Raw genomic sequence first — 16,572 nt, 5'->3', positions numbered from 1 at the left:
CGTCGGTCGGCTGGAAGCACGGACATCATGGCCGGATATCGCGCGCTCACTGCCGCAGAACGGGCTCCTCGACCGCGGCAGGCACTGGCGTCGGCTGGCCGGACACCAGTTGCCGTAGCTTCGCCCGGGTCTCCGGGTCGGTCGAGTACACGATCGTGCCGACCATGCCGCGCGTCAACAGCACCTTGTACGTGTTCCGGATGAGACGGTCCACGTCGGTGTCCGACGTGGATTTCTTGAAGACCGGGTCCTTAGAGGCGGTGCGGTCGGTGACCCAATGGTCACCCCGCCAGATCAGGTCCGGACCGATGATGACGCCGGACCAGTCGTACTCGAACCCCTGGGCGGTGTAGACGCAGCCGATCTGCCCGAAGCCTGCAGGGTCGGTGGCCCATAGTGCCGACGGGGGCGCGCCGGAAACCGACCGGTCCCCGCGCAGATTCCAAGGCCGGGCCCAGCCTCCGATGACGACGTCGGGAGGCAGCGGATCGCCGGGTTTGGGCTCGGGGGACCATCGCCAGCAGTAGCCCGCGGACATCCGGGCACCGTATTTCTCGGCGCGGCGGGCGTCGAGGAACGCCTCCAGTTCTTCGGGGCTGCCGGCGACCCGCAACTGCATACGGCCGTCGGGCTCCCACACGACCGGCCCACCGGGCACGAGGCCGAGGAGCCGGACCACCCAGCGCAGGTAGGCGTCGCTCCCTCCGCAGCGGAACTGGCTGTCCAGGGGGACGACATGGCAGTCGATGCCCCGTCTTGCCGCGGCCTCACGGATGTCTTCCACGGTGCCCATCTCGCCAGGACGCACCACTTGGTGCTCGTCGAGGAAGAAGACCGGAACGTGGGCGACGTCGATGAGTTCGTCGATCTGTGCCTTGCTGGTCCGCAGTGCCGCGCGTGTGTAGCGGTTGGCGGAGGTCTCCCGGATGCGGTGCGCCTCGTCACAGATCACAGCACCCAGGCTGTTCTTCTCCGCGGCCATGAAGCTGTTGAAGTACTTGAAGAGATCCTGGACCTCCCGCTTCCGGGAACCGGCCACCTTGCGCATCGTCTTGGTGAACGACTGCGAGCCGGTCGCGTGGACCGCCGCCACGCCCCTCCGATAGAGCTCGCCCAGCAGTTGGAGCGCGATCACGCTCTTCCCGGTACCGGGGCCGCCGGTGACGACGACGACTTCCTTGTGGTCCGCGCGCTTCGCCCTCTCTACCGCGTTGAGCACCATGCGGTAGGCGACCTGCTGCTCGTCGAGAAGGACGAACTGCTGTCGCTCCCGCACCTCCTGAGCTGCCACTGACATCAACTGTTTCGACGGCACGGTGGCGCCTGCAAGCAGTTCGTCCGCCGCGCGGGCACCGGGGTGCTTGTCGCTCAGCTTCGAACGGAGGTGGTCCAGGAACGCACCGCGACGCTCCCCCGTGAAGAGCAGTCCCTGCTCGTCGCGCTCGATCTCCCGCAACCCCGCCACTCCGAATTCGGTGGCGTTGTGCAGGAAGGCGACTCCCTGGATACGGTCGCTGTGATCGGCCACCGCGCCATTGAAGTTGACCAAGTAGTCGCGGTATCGCCGCACCTGCTCGATCGGGTTGAGCACGGGGTGCGCGTAGGCGTCGACATGGCACAGGGTGGGGTCGTCCTCGTGCGGAGCCGCCTGGCTCCACTGCTTCAGCTCCACCACGACGTAGGACGGCTCTTGCGTGACCGGGTGCACGCCCGCGAGGACCACGTCGGCGCGCTTGCTGTTCAGCGGTAGCGCGTACTCCAGCATGACCTCGATGTCGCCCAGGCCGGCATCGTTGAGCACGGCGGTCAGAAGCGGGATGCTGCGCTCCCAGGAACGCGTCTCCGAGGTTCCGGGCCGATAGCCGTGCATGTGGACGAACTGTTCGGTGAGGTGCAGGAACAGCGAACCGTCGAGTGCCATGACGGCGACCGTTTTCGCGGACGCTCGGAACAGCAAGGACTTCCCCCAGGCAGCACGAATAGACTCGTGCGGGTGGGGGCATGTCCTTCGAGACTCCACCGGAGTGGAGCGGAAGCCCGTCGGGCCGCGTTGATGATGACTCCGAGGGTACCTGGCGGTACTCACTGTCGTACCGCTGGTCACCAGTGGCGGCAGCGGGCGCCGTGCGTCTCCCCCCGCCGACGTCCGGACACTGAGTGACCGTCCAAGCGGTCTCATGGCAGCCCGCCTCGTCGAAAAATGGGACACCTACGCGCGCCCACCGAGGATGGCAGCCGAAGTCGGCAGTGGCCCTCATGGCCGTATAACGCTTCCGAGGCTTCACCCGACCCCTGACACCCTTCACCACCCTTCCGCTGCTGAAGGGTGTCCTGTGCTTGGGCAAGCCGGGCTGTATCGCGCGGAGAATCACCGCAGGCCAGTGATCAGCACGAGTGCCCATAGCGACCGCGTGGGTGGCTACCTTGATGGCTACGTTCGTAGACGTGAGGTTCGGTTTGAACCGGTACGGACCGGGGTCCGACCAAAGCCCTGGACCCACAAAAAATGACCCCTGACCAGCACTTTCGCTGATCAAGAGCCTCTTGTGGCAGACGAGTCGGGCTGTACGCCGGGTTCTGTCGCCCGGTCACCTCGCGGTGGCCGGGGAGACGGCCATCCATCTAGGGCCGGCGTTGCCGCCGGCCTCGTGCGGTCTACCCGCGGACTCGGGCGGGCAGCCCTCGAACGTCCGCGCAGAGACACCGGGGTGTCTCCTTTTGACCTTGCTCCAGGTGGGGTTTACCTAGCCGCCTGAGTCACCTCAGGCGCTGGTGGTCTCTTACACCACCGTTTCACCCTTACCGGGGGCCGGAGCCCTCGGCGGTCTGTTTTCTGTGGCACTGTCCCGCGGGTCACCCCGGGTGGCCGTTAGCCACCACCTTGCCCTGTGGAGCCCGGACGTTCCTCGGGAAGCACCCCCGAAGGGGACTTCACGCGGCCGTCCGCCCGGCTCGTCTGCCGTGTCGACCATGGTACCGGGCGCCGGGCCGCCCTCGGTCCGGAGGACGCCGTGGCCAGGAAGGAGCCCGCCAGGATCAGGGCGAAGGACGCGGCGACCGCCGCGGTCAGGGACTCGTCCAGGAACGTGACGCCCGCCGCCACCGCCACGGCCGGATTGACGTAGGTGAAGACCATCGCCCGGGTCGCGCCGGCCTCCCGGATCAGTTCGAGGAAGGCGACGAAGGCGAGGGCCGTGCAGATGACGCCCAGACCCGCGAGGGAGACCAGGACCGACGAAGAAGGGACCTGAGACGGCCAGGTCAGCGCCGCCGCAGGGGCGTACACCAGGGCCGCGAGCAGCAGGCACGGGGCTATCAGCTGGAGCGTCGGGACCGGCTTCAGGTGGTGCGCGACGATCAGGGGCGCCGTCGCGTAGCCGACGACCGTGACCAGCATCTCCGCGAGCGAGCGGGTGCCGCCGCCGGTGAGGTGCGGGACGGTCAGGACCGCGACACCGGCCAGGCCGAGGCCGAGGCCGGTGATCCGCCGGGTCCCGAGGCGTTCGGTGTCGCCGAAGAAGCGGGCGAGGACGACACCGAAGATCGGTACGCCCGCGATCAGCAGGCCGGCCGTGGAGCTGGACAGGTGGCGCTCCGCGTCCGTCAGGGTCCACCAAGGGCCGATGATCTCGATGAAGGCGAAGGCCAGCATCGGGCGCCAGTGTGCCCGTACGACGCGGACCAGTCCCCCTTGCCGTACGGCGAAGGGAAGCAGCAGGGCCGCCCCGATCGCACAGCGCGTGAAGACGACCATCGACGGGGAGACGCCGTTCACCGCCACTTTGATCATCAAGTAGGGGATGCCCCAGAGGACTCCCATCAGGGAGAAGAGAAACCAGCCGCGTGCAGTCATGCGGGCAGTCTCGGCCGGGCCGGCGAGCGGTGTCTTGAACGCTGTTGCGGTTCCGGTCGCGGGGCTACGCCGCCGGGAACACGCTCGTGCGGTACGCCGCCGGAGTGACCCCCAGTACCCGCCGGAACCAGCGCGTCAGATGCGCCTGGTCCGCGAAGCCCACCAGGCCCGCCACCTCCGCGGGGCGCCGGCCGGTTTCGAGGAGGGCGCGGGCCCGGTCCACCCGGTGCTGGGCGAGCCAGGCGTACGGCGGCATCCCCATCGTCGTACGGAAGGCGCGCAGGAGTTGGTAGCGGGAGAGTCCGAGGTCGGCGGCGAGCTCCGCCAGTGAGGGCGGGCAGCGCAGCTCGTCGGCGAGGCGGTCGCGTACGGCGAGCGCGAGGTGGCCCGCTCCCGGGATCGTGTCGCTCACCGGGCGGGCCGTGGAGTGGCGTCGGGCGAGTGCGGTGAGCAGCCAGGGGAGGCGGGACTCGGCCTCCAACAGGTCGGGGCAGACGCTGAGTTCGGTGTGCGCGGTGCGCAGGGCCGCGGCCAGTTCGGGGTCGTCGAGGAGCGGCTCGCGGAAGTGCGGCGGGGTCAGGGTGCCCTCGGTGAGGAGGGAGGCGTCCGGGTACATCGCGCGGTACGCGTAGCCCTCGCAGGCGGCGGGGCCTCCGGTGTGCGCCTCGCCGGGCGCGAGGACGACGATCGATCCCGGTACGGGACGGATCCGGCCGCCCCGGTAGTCGATGACCTCGGCACCCGCGACGCACACCCCGACGGTGAACTCCGCGTGCGCGTGCGGGGCGTACCGATGCCGGTCGAACCGCGCGGTCAGCAGATCGAGGGACGTCCCGCCCCGCCCGAGACTCGCCCTGGTCCAGACAGCCTGCTCCCGACCACCCACCCGACACCCCTCCCCCAGCCGCACCCCGTCAACAGAGACGCAACACCTGAGCGGGGCTCTTCCATACCGCGGGGCACACACCTCACCGCGTCGCTTGACCCTGCCGCAGCGTCAATGTTTCTACTGGGGGCATGCGGATCGGAGAACTCGCCTCGGCTGTCGGTGTCACGACGCGGGCTGTGCGGCACTATCACCACCTCGGGCTGCTGCCCGAGCCCGAGCGGCGCCCCAACGGGTACCGCGAATACGGGCTGCGGCACGCCGTGGTCCTCGCCCGGATCCGGCGGTTGACGGAGCTGGGGCTCGGGCTCGCCGAGGTGCGGGACGTGCTCGCGGACGACGCGGGGCGTGAGCTCGCCGAGGTGCTGGCGGAGCTGGACGAGGATCTGGCTCGGCAGGAGGAGGCGATCCGGGAGCGGCGGGAGCGGCTGGGTGCGCTGATGCGCCACGGGGTGTCCGCCGAGGGGCCGCTGTCGCCCGAACTGGCCGCGCTGTTCGGTGAGATGGCGGGCGGACCCGAGTCACCCATGGCGGCGAAGGACCGCGAGATGCTGGCGCTCATCGAGACGGCGGCGCCCCCGGAGGAGCGGCGACGGCTGCTGGCCGCGCTGCGCGGGGCGTTCGAGGCACCGGGCGCGGTGGAGCGGGCGCACCAGGTGTACGCCCTGCTCGACGCGCTCACGGACGCGGATCCGGCCGACCCGCGCGTGGAGGACGCCGCGCGGGCCATCGCCGACTGTCTGCCGGACGCCCTGCTGCCCGGGGGCGAGGTGGACGACGACAGCAGTTTCCTGCGTGCCTTCTACGCCGACTTCGCGCCGGCCCAGGCGGAGGCGATCCGCCGCACGATGCGGATGGTCGCGGAGCGTCAGCGGATGGACGGGAATAAGCCATGAGAGTCACGTACGGACTGTTGCGACTGCTGCGACTGTTGCGGCGACTGGTCGCCCACGAGACGCGGCTGCTCGCGAGCCTCTGGCGGTGGGCGGCCCGGCGGCCGCACGGGGTCGGTGCGGGGCGCGGGTTCGGCTATGCGCGCGGGCAGGCGGCGATGATGTTCGGGCTCGCGTTCGTCTGTGTGGTCGAGACCGTCGGTATGTCCGTGCTGCTGCGCGACTGGCCCCTCGCTCACCGGATCGTCCTGGTCCTCGACGTCTACACGGTGGTCTTCCTGATCGGCCTGTACGCGGCCTGCGTCACCCGGCCGCACGTGCTCGACCCCACCTCCCTGCGGGTCCGCAACGGCGCCCATGTCGACCTGCGGATTCCGCTCGAGGACATCGCCTCCGTGCGCCGCGAACTGCGCACCACCCACGAGCCGGCGGAGGGCGAACTGAACCTCCCGGTCGGCGCGCAGACCGAGGTGACCCTCGAACTCGCTTCCCCGGTAAGGCACTTCACCTTCCTGGGCCGGGAGCGCACGGTCCATCGCGTACGTCTGCACGCGGACGACCCGACCGAACTGGTCCGGAGCCTCACGCGGGCGCGAACCGTACCTTCGCCGCTCCCGGATCAGCCTGCGTGAGCCGTACCCGCAGCCGCTCCCCCAGCGGCAGCGGCGCGGGCCCGCCCACCAGCCGGGCGAACACCGCCGGAGACTCCAACTGCACGGTCCCGACCGTGGGTTCACGATCCTGTACGTCCACCACGCAGCCGTCGAAGAGCTCGCCGACCCGGTCCTTGAGCAGTGCGGCCTCGACGATGTCGACGCACTCCCGCTCGACGGTGCCCGCGCGCCGGGTGCCGTCGGCCATCTCCTTGGGGAGTTCGGCGAGGGCGGCCAACACCCAGTCGGGGGGCGCCTGTTCGGCGACGGCCGCGAGGCAGATCTCGGCGGCGTAGCGGTCGGCGAGGCGACGCAGCGGGGCCGTGCAGTGGGCGTAGGGCGCGGCGACGGCGGCGTGCGAGGTGATCTCGGGGAGCACGCCGTCCCGGAAGACGGTGTAGCCCGCGCCGCGCAGCAGCGTCGTGCACTCCTGGAGGAAGGCCGCGTGGCGCGGCTGGTGCGGGTCGAGGGTGCGGATGAGGCGGGCGTACGGGACGTGGTGCGGCCAGTCGATGCGCAGGGCCTTGGCGGTACGGCGGAGCCGGCCGACGGCGCCGTCGGGTGCGGCGGGGAGGGTGCGCAGGACGCCGGTGCCGTGGGCGAGCATGAGATCGGCAGCGGCCATACCGGTGAGCAGCGAGATCTGCGCGTTCCAGCCGTCGGCGGGGAGCGGGGCGCGGTAGCCGAGTTCGTACGTCCCGCCCTTCTCGACGATCTCCTGCTCGGGCACGTTCAGCGAGATGCCGCCGCGTTCCGCTTCCAGCGCCTCGCGCAGCAGCCCGATGTCCTTGAGCAGGGCGAGCGGCTCCTCGGCCGTCCCGTCGTCGATCCGCCGCTGTACGTGCGCGTAGTCGAGCTTGGCGCGGCTGCGTACGAGGGCCCGGCGTACGTCGGTCGTCTCCGTACGGCCGTCGGCGTCGAGGTCGATCGTCCACAGCACGGCCGGGCAGGTCTGGTCCGGGAGCAGGCTGGCGGCGCCCTCGGAGAGCTGGACCGGGTGCAGCGGGACCTTCTCGTCGGGGAAGTACAGGGTCGTCACCCGGCGGTGGGCCTCGGCGTCCAGGGCGCCGCCGGGTGCGACGAAGGCGGCGACGTCGGCGATCGCGTACCGGACCCGGTAGCCGCCCCCGTCGCGGCGCGCGAGGTGCATCGCCTGGTCGAGGTCCGTGGACGTCGGCGGGTCGATGGTGAAGAGGGGGATGTCGGTGGCGTCGCGGGAGGGGAGGCGGGGTGCCCGCGCGGCTTCCTCGATCGCCTCGGGCGGGAAGCTCCCGGGCACGTCGAGCTCGGTTCGCAGTGCGCGCAGGGCGGCCCGCAAGGGGGCCTCGGCTGCGCCGGTGACACGGATACGGCGGCGAGGCATGGGTCGAGCGTAGGCCGCGCCGCGCCGCCTGGCACTCCGGGCGCCTACACGTACCCCTTAGGCTGGCTCGGCCGGATCCACCGTAGGGAGATACCACCGTGCTCGTGCTGCTGCCGCCTTCCGAGGGCAAGGCGCCCTCCGGCCGGGGAACCGCGCTGAAGCTGGAGTCGCTGTCACTGCCCGGGCTCACCGAGGCGCGTCAGGCGGTCCTCGACGAGCTGGTCGAGCTGTGTCTGGGCGACGAGGAGAAGGCCCGCGAGGTGCTCGGGCTCAGCGAGGGACTGCGCGGCGAGATCGCCAAGAACACGGAGCTGCGGACGGCGGGCGCGCGCCCGGCCGGGGAGATCTACACGGGGGTCCTCTACGACGCCCTGGACCTCGCCTCGCTGGATCCCGCGGCCAAGCGCCGCGCGGGCCGCTCGCTGCTCGCCTTCTCGGGTCTGTGGGGCGCGGTCCGGATGACCGACCGGATCCCCTCGTACCGCTGCTCGATGGGTGTGAGGCTGCCCGCGCTGGGGGCGCTGGGCGCGTACTGGCGTACACCGATGGCCGCCGCGCTGCCCGAGGCGGCGGGCAGCGGGCTGGTCCTCGATCTGCTGTCCTCCGCGTACGCGGCCGCCTGGAAGCCGACGGGCGAGGTCGCCGGGCGGACGGCGACCGTGCGGGTGCTGCACTCACAGCTGGTGAACGGGGTCGAGAAGCGGTCCGTCGTCAGCCACTTCAACAAGGCCACCAAGGGGAAGATCGTGCGCAGCCTGCTCCTGGCGGGGGCGGCTCCGAAGGGTCCTGCCGAGCTGGTGGAGGCGTTGCGGGATCTCGGGTACGCGGTGGAGGCGCAGGCCCCCGCGAAGGCGGGCAGGCCTTGGGCGCTGGACGTGGTGGTGACGGAGATCCACTGACCCACCGACTCGGTTACGTTGCAGCATGCGCAACGCCCTTTGCGCATGCTGCACACCGCGGGCAGGATGAGCGGCATGACTTCGCCGCTGCCCTCATCTCCGCATGCCTCGGTGCTGGACCTCGCGCCGGTCGTCCCCGTCGTCGTGCTCACGGACGCCGCCGACGCCGTACCGCTCGCGCGGGCGCTGGTCGCGGGCGGGCTGCCGGCGATCGAGGTGACGCTGCGGACACCGGCGGCGCTGGACGCGATCCGGGCGATCGCGGCGGAGGTGCCGGACGCGGTGGTCGGGGCGGGGACCGTACTCTCGCCGGCCCAGGTCGCCCGGTGCGTGGACGCGGGGGCGCGCTTTCTGGTCAGCCCGGGCTGGACGGACGTACTGCTCGCCGCCATGGAGGGGTCCGGGGTGCCGTTCCTGCCGGGGGTGTCCACGACGTCGGAGGTCGTGGCGTTGCTGGAGCGGGGGGTGCGCGAGATGAAGTTCTTCCCGGCGCAGGCGGCGGGCGGTACGGCGTATCTCAGGTCGCTGGCGGGTCCGTTGCCGCAGGCCCGGTTCTGCCCGACGGGCGGCATCGGTGCCGACTCCGCGCCGGAGTACCTCGCCCTGCCCAACGTCGGCTGCGTGGGGGGCAGTTGGATGCTTCCCGAGGACGCGGTCGCGGCCCGGGACTGGGCGCGGATCGAGTCCTTGGCGCGGGAGGCGGCGGCGCTGCGGCCTTAGCCGACAGCCTCCTCAGCGCAGGTGCGACGTGTCGTTGAACACGCGCAGGCTCGCGTTGCCGTCCGCGTAGTAGGCCACCGCGGAGAGGGAGGCCGCGGACAGCTCCATCCGGAACAGGGACTCCGGCGGGGCGCCGATCGCGAGGCGTACGAGGGTCTTGATCGGGGTGACATGGGTGACGAGCAGGACCGTGCGGCCCGCGTAGGCGGCGGTGAGCTTGTCGCGGGTGGCGGAGATCCGGTTGGCGGTGGCCGCGAAGCTCTCGCCGCCGCCGGTCGGTTGGGCGTCCGGCGACGCGAGCCAGGCCTTCATGTCGTCGGGGTAACGCTCCCGGACCTCGCCGAACGTCATGCCCTCCCAGGCCCCGAAGTCCGTCTCGCGGAGGCCCTCCTCGACGACCACCTCCAGTCCGAGGCGGGCGGCTACGGCCGCGGCGGTCTGGCGGGTGCGGGTGAGGGGGGACGCGACGATCGCCTGGATCGTGCCGCGGGCCGCGAGTGCCGTGGCGGCTCGCTCGGCCTGGTCGCGGCCCGTCTCCGACAGGGCCGGGTCGGTGCCGCCGCTGCCGGAGAAGCGCTTCTGGGGGGTCAGAGGGGTTTCGCCGTGGCGCAGGAGGACGAACGTGGCCGGGGGGCCGAGGTCGGGGGGTGCGCCCCAGCCGACGGTCGGGGTACCGGTGGCCAGGTTGCGCGCGGCGCGCATGTCATCGGCCCGCGCGGCGCGCACGTCATCGGCCCGTGCGTGGTCCGCCCGTGCGTGGTCCGCCTGCGCGTCAGCGGCCCTCGCGGCTTCGCCGCTGGGTGAGGGGGAGCCTCCTTCGGCAGTCGTCCGGCTGCCGGCCGGTGGGGGTTGATCGCGCAGTTCCCCGCGCCCCTGAAAACCCGGCGCCTCCGAGGCCGCCCTCTCTCCTCGCACCGCCGCCTTCGCGGCTTCGCCGTCGGCAGTCGTCCGGCTGCCGGCCGGTGGGGGCTGGTCGTGCGGTTCCCCGCGCTCCTGACGGGGCGCCCCAGAAACCGGCGCGTCAGAGGGGGCCGTCCCTCCCCGCGCCGCCGCCAGCGCCGCCCGCGCCCTCGCCGCGCCCGCGGTCGCGTCCCCCGGCGGGCCCGACGGCTCAGGTGCGGCCGACCGCGCCGTCCGCGCGTCCAGCTCCGCCCCAGAAGCCGACGGCGACCACTGTTCGCCGCGCTTCCCCGCGTCCATCGCCTCGTTGGCGAGCCGGTCCGCGTGCTTGTTCTGCTCGCGCGGGATCCACTCGTACGTCACTTGTGAGGGTGGGAGGATTCGCGCCGCCTGCGCCGCGAGGGGCTTCATGTCGGGGTGTTTGATCTTCCAGCGGCCCGACATCTGCTCGACGACGAGCTTGGAGTCCATGCGGACGCGGACCGGGGCGGAGGGATCCAGGGCGCGGGCAGCCGTGAGGCCGGCGATCAGGCCGCGGTACTCGGCGACGTTGTTGGTGGCCACGCCGATGTACTCGGCGGCCTCCGCCAGTGTCTCCCCGGTGGCCGCGTCGATGACCACGGAGCCGTAGCCCGCGGGGCCCGGGTTACCCCGGGAACCGCCGTCGGCCTCGACGATGAACTCCCGCACCCCACAAGCTCCTTACAGGCCGGACTCGGACGTGCGCACCAGGATGCGGCGGCAGTTCTCGCAGCGGAGCACGGTGTCGGGAGAGGCGGCCTTCACCTCGTTGACCTCGGTGATGTTGAGCTCCAGGCGGCAGCCCTCGCAGCGGCGCTGGTAGAGGCGGGCCGCGCCGACGCCGCCCTGCTGCTGGCGCAGCTTGTCGTAGAGCTTGAGGAGGTCGGCGGGGACGGAGGCCGCGATGACCTCACGCTCCTTGGTCGCCGTGGCCGCCTCGGCGTCGAGCGACTCGTGGGAGGCGTCCCGGCGGGCGGTCGCGTCGTCGATCTTCGCCTGGACGGAGGAGACCCGCTCGGTCAGCTCGGCGGCCCGCTGCTCCGCGGACTCGCGTCGCTCCATGACCTCGAGGACGACGTCCTCCAGGTCGCCCTGCCGCTTGGCGAGGGAGATGATCTCGCGCTGGAGGTTCTCCAGGTCCTTGGGCGAGGACACGGCGCCGGAGTCGAGGCGCTTCTGGTCGCGGACGGCGCGCTGGCGCACCTGGTCCACGTCCTGCTCCGCCTTGGTCTGCTCGCGGGCGCAGTCGCTCTCCTCGGTCTGCGAGGCGACGAGCAGGTCGCGCAACTGCGTGAGGTCCTTGGTCAGCGACTCGATCTCGGCGTACTCGGGCAGCGACCCGCGCTTGTGCGCGAGCTGCTGAAGGCGGGCGTCGAGGGACTGGACGTCGAGGAGTCGGATCTGGTCGGCGGGCGCGGCGTTCAGTTGGGGGCTCCTGATGTATCGGTAGTCGAGGCCGCGTGGGCGGTCCAGGGGTCGGTGACCGTCTTGGAGACGTGGACGCGAAGTCCCCATCCGTTCCGGTCGGAGATCTCGTCGAGCTGGGCGGCGGCCAGCTCGCACCAGGGCCACTCGGTGGCCCAGTGCGCCGCGTCGAGCAGCGCGAGAGGACTGTGTGCGCGGGCCTCGCTCACCGGGTGGTGGCGCAGGTCCGCGGTGAGGAAGGCGTCCACACCGGCGGCGCGTACGTCGTCGAAGAGGCTGTCGCCCGAGCCGCCGCTGACCGCCACGGTCCGCACCAGCGCCTCGGGGTCGCCCGCGACGCGGATGCCCTGCGCGGTGGCCGGCAGCCGCTCGGCGGCGCGCGCGGCGAACTCGCGGACGGTCAGCGGGTGGTCCAGCTCGCAGACGCGGCCCAGGCCCCGGCGGCCGTCCGGGTCGGTCGGGTCCGGCACCAGGGGGCGCAGGATCCGCAGGTCGAGCGCGCCCGCGAGGGCGTCGGAGACGCCCGGATCGGCGCGGTCGGCGTTCGTGTGGGCGACGTGCAGCGCGATGTCGTTCTTGATCAGGGTGTGCACGACGCGGCCCTTGAACGTGTCGGCCGCGACAGTCGTCGTACCGCGCAGATAGAGCGGGTGGTGGGTGACGAGCAGGCCGGCGCCCAGCTTCAGCGCCTCGTCGACGACGTCCTGGACGGGGTCGACGGCGAACAGGACCCGCGTGACCTCCTGGTCGGGGTCGCCGCAGACCGTGCCGACCGCGTCCCATCCCTCGGCCCGCTCGGGGGGCCAGAGGGCGTCGAGAGCGGCGATGACTTCAGACAGACGGGGCACGGGGAAAGGCTACCTGGCTTACGTCGGTCCCCCACCGGCCGCAGGACACTCGTCCGGGCCCCGGCGGCGAAGGCGGCACGGTCACCCCGCTCCCCTTCACCCGCCGACGGCCCCGTTCAGCACACCCGCCCCCGTTTCCTCAGGCGAATCTCGGCATAGCCACCCTTATGTGTGAAGCGTCCGCCCGCCGGTCCCCCGTCTGTGCGTACGAAAACTAGCTTCGTGGCCGGAGGTGACCGAACGATGACGGCCTGTGCCACCGAACCCGGGAACGAGGCGGCGGAGAACGAGGACGAGCGGGCCGCCCGCCCCGCCTGCGTGATCACCGCAGACGGAACGTACGCGGCACGCCTCGCCCTCGACGGCGAGTCCTGGTATCCGGAGCGCTGGACCCTGGACGGCCCCGAGCCGTACGCCGTACCGCTGCCCTCCCATCAGCCGGAGGAGCCGGGCACCGAGGTGCTGCCGCTGACCGACGGGCGGGTGCTGATCCACCGCGAGACGGACGGGCGGCACGCGTTCTCGCTGCTCTACCCGACCGGGCCCGGCACCGGGGAGCTGCCGCTCGGCGCGGTCGAGTGTCCGGACGCGGGGACCCGGCTGCGGCTGCTGCCGCCCGCGCCGGACGGGCAGCACGCGTACGCCATCGCCGTGGGACGGGGGTCCACGGCGGTGTGGCTGGTGGCGGGCGGCGCCTTCGGGCCCGAGCATCTGGCCGAGGTGCCCGGCCGCTGCTCGGGCGGGGTGTGGCTGGACGGCACCGGGCGCCTGCTGGCCCTTGACCGCCTCCAGGACGGCCGCACCAAGACGGTCGTGGTCGATCTGGAGCGCGGCGGCGAGGTGTCGCCCCTGCTCCAGATCGCCGAGACCAGCGATGACCGGCTGCTCCTCGCGGACCCGGACAGCGGGCTGATCCTCGTCCGCTCCGACGCCCCGTCCCCGGGCCACCACCGGCTCGGCTGGGGCGTCCTCGGCAGCACCCTGCCGATCCGTTTCCCGGAGAGCCTCCAGCCGGCCGACTGCGCGGTGACGCCGTTCGCGATCCAGCCCGGCCAGGTGCTGATGCCGGAGAGCTGCGCGGTCGCCCTGCGCGTCGACGGTCCGACCGGCACCTGGGTCGGCCTGTGGCGCCCCACCGAACGGCAGGTCCACCATCTCCCGGCGCCCGACGGGTGGTTGACGGGGACCGGGCTTTGGAGCAGGGAGGGGGTGCTGCAACTTCCGTACGCCACGGGGGCGGCGGCGTACGGGGTGACGAAGGTGAAGGCACCGGCGGCGGAGCCGCCCGCCGTGGCCACGCAGGCTCCCCCGACCCGGCCCGCGGCCCGCCCGGTCCCTCTGCAGCAGGCGCCTCTGACGGGGCGGACGCCGCCGCCCACACGACCGGGGGCGTCACCCTCGCGTGCGGGAGGGACTCCTCCGCACGGGGAGACGGTTCCTCCGCACGGGAAGACCGTTCCTCCGCACGGGGAGACGGTCCCTCCCCGCGCCGAGGCGGCTTCCCACCGCGCCGAGGAGATCTCTCTTTGTGCGGCGACGCTTCCGCCCCGCCCGGCCGCACCTCCGGCTGATCCGCCAACAGCCGCTCTCCGAAAGGTAGTTGAGGAGGCGGGTGTTGCTCCCGGCAGCGACGACCCGGTCGCGACGGCCGCCGAGAACGGGACGGGCGGCGGCGAGGCGGAAGAGGGCGGGAAAGGCACACCCGCCGACACCCCGGCACTGACCGCCGGATAGGATTCCCCGGCACAAAGAAGGATCTTGTTTACGGGGTGAACACCGGATGAGCGACACCAGCACCATGGAATACCCGGCCACGGACACCAAGGCCGAAGGCCACGGCAAGCACCGCGGACCGGTCTCCGGCCGACAGGCGGAGGTGACCCCACAGGGCCGTCACCGCAAGCCGGCCGAGCAGGGCGATCCGGCCTGACGACAGGCCGAAGCGACACCACGGCCCCGTCCGCTGTCACAGCGGGCGGGGCCGTTCCGTCATCCGTGCCTGTCCGTGCCTGTCCGCGCTTATCCGCGTTTGAGACCAAGTACCTCCGCCGCCGCGAACGTCTCCCCCGTCGGCCGGTCGGCGTAGTGCGGAGTGAGCAGCGCGTCGAGTTCGTCGTACGTGAAGGTGTCCTGTTCGCTGTCGAACTTGGCCGCCACCCGCGGGCGCTCGACGATCGCGACCATGCCGCCGTGCACCACGAGGAGCTGCCCGTTGACGCGCGCGGCGGCGGGTGAGACCAAGTAGCCGACGAGCGGGGCGACGTGCTCCGGAGCGAGCGGATCGAGTCCGTCCGCGGGCTCGGCGAAACCGGCGAACACATCCTGTGTCATCCGGGTCCTGGCCCGCGGGCAGATCGCGTTCGCGGTCACGCCGTACTTCGCGAGAGCCAGCGCCGTGGAGGTGGTCAGCCCCACGATTCCGCCTTTCGCGGCGGCGTAGTTGGGCTGTCCGGCGGAACCGGCGAGGAACGCCTCCGAGGAGGTGTTCACGATCCGCCCGTACACAGCGGCACCCGCCGCCTTGGACCGCGCCCGCCAGTGGACGGACGCGAAGTGGGTGGTGTTGAAGTGGCCCTTCAGGTGCACCCTGATGACCGAGTCCCACTCGTCCTCCGACATCGAGAAGACCATCCGGTCGCGGAGGATCCCCGCGTTGTTGACCAGGATGTCCAGCTTCCCGAACTCGGTGACCGCCAACTCGACCAGCGCGCGGGCCTGTTCGTGGTCGGCGACGTCACCGGTGTGGGCGACGGCCCTGCCGCCCGCCTTGCGGATCTCGGCGGCGACCTCCTCGGCGGGAGTGGCCGACGCCTCGCCGGAACCGTCCCGCCCGGGACGGCCGTAGTCGTTGACGACGACGGCCGCGCCCAGCCGGCCGAGTTCCAGCGCCTCGGCCCGGCCCAGTCCGCGACCGGCACCCGTGACGACCGCGGACAGCCCTTCAAGTGGCAGTGACATCAGAGTCCTTGGAGGTCTTGGAGGTGGTAGAGGTCGTAGTCGTAGAGATAGAGGTTGTGGGGGCGTCAGATCTCGATGCACGTGCGCAGTGACGTGCCGGTCCGCATCTGGTCCAGCGCCTCGTTGATCTCGCTGAGCGGCACCCGGTGGGTGATCAGGCCCTCCAGGTCGATGCGGCCCGCGCGCCACAGGGCGACCGTCCGCTCATAGGAACGCAGGACGTCTCCGCCGCCGTACATCGAGGGCAGGATCCGCTTCTCGTCGAAGAACAGCTCGAACATGTTGAGCTGGAGGAAGTCGTCCATGGCGCCCGCGCCGACGATGACGAGGGTGCCGCCGCGCCGGGTGTTCTCGTAGGCGGCGCGGGCGGTGGTGGAGCGGCCGACGACCTCGAAGACGTAGTCGAAGCCCTCTCCCGCGGTGATCCGCTGCTTGGCGTCGGGGAGTTCGTCCGGGGAGACGGCCTGGGTGGCGCCGAACCGCAGCGCCGCCTCGCGACGGGAGGCGACCGGGTCGACGGCGACGATCTCGGCGGCGCCCTTGAGCCGCGCGCCCTGGATCGCGGAGATGCCGACGCCGCCGCAGCCGATCACGGCGACCGACGAACCGGCTTCCAGATCGGCGGTGTTGAGGGCGGCGCCGAGGCCGGTGGTGACCCCGCAGCCGATGAGGGCGGCGATGTCGAAGGGCACGTCGTCGGGGATCGGTACGGCGCATCCGGCGTCGACCACGACCTCCTCGGCGAAGGTGCCGGTGCCCGCGAAGCCGAAGACATCACCGCCGGGGCGCCGGAAGTTGGGGGTGCCCGCGTTCATGAATCCGGCCAGGCACAGTTCGGTCTGGCCGCGCTTGCAGGCGGGACAGACTCCGCAGGCCGGCAGCCAGCAGACGACGACCCGGTCGCCGGGTTTGACGTTGGTGACGCCCTCGCCGACCTCGACGACCTCACCGGCGCCCTCGTGCCCGGGCACGAACGGCGCCGGCTGCGGCAGTACGCCGCTCATCGCCGAGAGGTCCGAGTGGCACAGCCCGGTGGCCCGTACCCGGATCCTCACCCTGCCGGGACCGAAGCCCACCGCCTCGATGTCGTCGAGGACTTCCAGCTTCTCCTGGCCTATCTCGTGCTGTACGGCTGCGCGCATGGTGCGGCTCC

General features: G+C 71.9%; 14 protein-coding genes, 1 other RNA gene and 1 pseudogene. 6 read left to right on the top strand and 10 right to left on the bottom strand.

All coding sequences use genetic code 11. The annotated features are described in order from the left end of the window. Positions 1 to 46: 46 nt before the first annotated feature. From ACIBLC_RS24425 to ACIBLC_RS24410, 4 genes and pseudogenes are all read right to left on the bottom strand, one after another. Complete coding sequence (locus ACIBLC_RS24425) at positions 47 to 1,957, bottom strand: DNA/RNA helicase domain-containing protein (RefSeq protein WP_399213288.1); 1,911 nt, start codon at positions 1,955 to 1,957, stop codon at positions 47 to 49. A 593-nt stretch (positions 1,958 to 2,550) separates the two neighbouring features. After that, positions 2,551 to 2,955, bottom strand: an RNA gene (gene rnpB, locus ACIBLC_RS24420) — RNase P RNA component class A. 118 nt (positions 2,956 to 3,073) lie between these two features. Continuing rightward, a pseudogene (locus ACIBLC_RS24415) lies at positions 3,074 to 3,790 on the bottom strand (DMT family transporter); the annotation flags it as partial. Positions 3,791 to 3,917: 127 nt separating this feature from the next. Then, positions 3,918 to 4,739, bottom strand: a complete 822-nt coding sequence (locus tag ACIBLC_RS24410) for an AraC family transcriptional regulator (protein ID WP_399213287.1) — start codon at positions 4,737 to 4,739, stop codon at positions 3,918 to 3,920. A gap of 131 nt (positions 4,740 to 4,870) precedes the next feature. Here ACIBLC_RS24410 and ACIBLC_RS24405 point away from each other — a divergent pair, with 131 nt between their 5' ends. Next, positions 4,871 to 5,635 (top strand): MerR family transcriptional regulator, encoded by a 765-nt coding sequence (locus ACIBLC_RS24405; RefSeq protein WP_399213286.1) that lies wholly within the window; start codon positions 4,871 to 4,873, stop codon positions 5,633 to 5,635. Next, complete coding sequence (locus ACIBLC_RS24400; protein WP_399213285.1) at positions 5,632 to 6,264, top strand: hypothetical protein; 633 nt, start codon at positions 5,632 to 5,634, stop codon at positions 6,262 to 6,264. Before ACIBLC_RS24405 ends, ACIBLC_RS24400 begins: the two co-directional genes overlap by 4 nt. Here ACIBLC_RS24400 and ACIBLC_RS24395 read toward each other — a convergent pair. Then, a complete protein-coding gene (locus ACIBLC_RS24395) occupies positions 6,215 to 7,648 on the bottom strand; it encodes an RNB domain-containing ribonuclease (RefSeq protein ID WP_399213284.1) in 1,434 nt (477 codons plus the stop codon). The two genes, ACIBLC_RS24400 and ACIBLC_RS24395, sit on opposite strands and share 50 nt — an antisense overlap. 98 nt (positions 7,649 to 7,746) lie before the next feature. Here ACIBLC_RS24395 and yaaA point away from each other — a divergent pair, with 98 nt between their 5' ends. Together yaaA and eda are read left to right on the top strand one after the other, a co-directional pair. Then, positions 7,747 to 8,547, top strand: coding sequence for a peroxide stress protein YaaA (gene yaaA, locus ACIBLC_RS24390; RefSeq protein WP_399213283.1), 801 nt, complete (start codon positions 7,747 to 7,749; stop codon positions 8,545 to 8,547). Between the two features lie 75 nt (positions 8,548 to 8,622). Further along, positions 8,623 to 9,267, top strand: a complete 645-nt coding sequence (eda, locus tag ACIBLC_RS24385) for a bifunctional 4-hydroxy-2-oxoglutarate aldolase/2-dehydro-3-deoxy-phosphogluconate aldolase (protein ID WP_399213282.1) — start codon at positions 8,623 to 8,625, stop codon at positions 9,265 to 9,267. 12 nt (positions 9,268 to 9,279) lie between these two features. Here eda and ACIBLC_RS24380 read toward each other — a convergent pair whose 3' ends face one another. From ACIBLC_RS24380 to ACIBLC_RS24370, 3 genes are read right to left on the bottom strand one after another with little or no spacing between them, the layout of a single operon-like run. Next, positions 9,280 to 10,857 (bottom strand): histidine phosphatase family protein, encoded by a 1,578-nt coding sequence (locus ACIBLC_RS24380; RefSeq protein ID WP_399213281.1) that lies wholly within the window; start codon positions 10,855 to 10,857, stop codon positions 9,280 to 9,282. Between the two features lie 12 nt (positions 10,858 to 10,869). Then, positions 10,870 to 11,613: a zinc ribbon domain-containing protein gene (locus tag ACIBLC_RS24375; protein ID WP_399213428.1), complete on the bottom strand. Its 744-nt coding sequence runs from the start codon at positions 11,611 to 11,613 to the stop codon at positions 10,870 to 10,872. Beyond that, positions 11,610 to 12,461 carry a Nif3-like dinuclear metal center hexameric protein gene (locus ACIBLC_RS24370; RefSeq protein ID WP_399213280.1) on the bottom strand — a complete coding sequence of 284 codons (852 nt, stop codon included), beginning with the start codon at positions 12,459 to 12,461 and terminating at the stop codon, positions 11,610 to 11,612. Before ACIBLC_RS24370 ends, ACIBLC_RS24375 begins: the two co-directional genes overlap by 4 nt. A gap of 243 nt (positions 12,462 to 12,704) precedes the next feature. On the opposite strand from ACIBLC_RS24370, the gene ACIBLC_RS24365 reads away from it, so the two are divergent. Together ACIBLC_RS24365 and ACIBLC_RS24360 are read left to right on the top strand one after the other, a co-directional pair. Beyond that, the gene (locus tag ACIBLC_RS24365; RefSeq protein WP_399213279.1) at positions 12,705 to 14,195 is read left to right on the top strand and encodes a hypothetical protein; all 1,491 of its coding nucleotides are present in this window, start codon (positions 12,705 to 12,707) and stop codon (positions 14,193 to 14,195) included. A 46-nt stretch (positions 14,196 to 14,241) separates the two neighbouring features. After that, positions 14,242 to 14,391, top strand: coding sequence for a hypothetical protein (locus tag ACIBLC_RS24360; protein ID WP_399213278.1), 150 nt, complete (start codon positions 14,242 to 14,244; stop codon positions 14,389 to 14,391). Between the two features lie 89 nt (positions 14,392 to 14,480). Here ACIBLC_RS24360 and ACIBLC_RS24355 read toward each other — a convergent pair whose 3' ends face one another. Then, a complete protein-coding gene (locus ACIBLC_RS24355) occupies positions 14,481 to 15,419 on the bottom strand; it encodes a 3-oxoacyl-ACP reductase (protein ID WP_399213277.1) in 939 nt (312 codons plus the stop codon). Between the two features lie 65 nt (positions 15,420 to 15,484). Then, positions 15,485 to 16,561 carry a Zn-dependent alcohol dehydrogenase gene (locus ACIBLC_RS24350; protein ID WP_399213276.1) on the bottom strand — a complete coding sequence of 359 codons (1,077 nt, stop codon included), beginning with the start codon at positions 16,559 to 16,561 and terminating at the stop codon, positions 15,485 to 15,487. Positions 16,562 to 16,572: the final 11 nt, after the last annotated feature.

The sequence above is a fragment of the Streptomyces sp. NPDC050535 genome, assembly GCF_044457665.1.
Taxonomy (GTDB): domain Bacteria; phylum Actinomycetota; class Actinomycetes; order Streptomycetales; family Streptomycetaceae; genus Streptomyces.
This window is presented reverse-complemented; position numbering and strand designations above follow the sequence as displayed.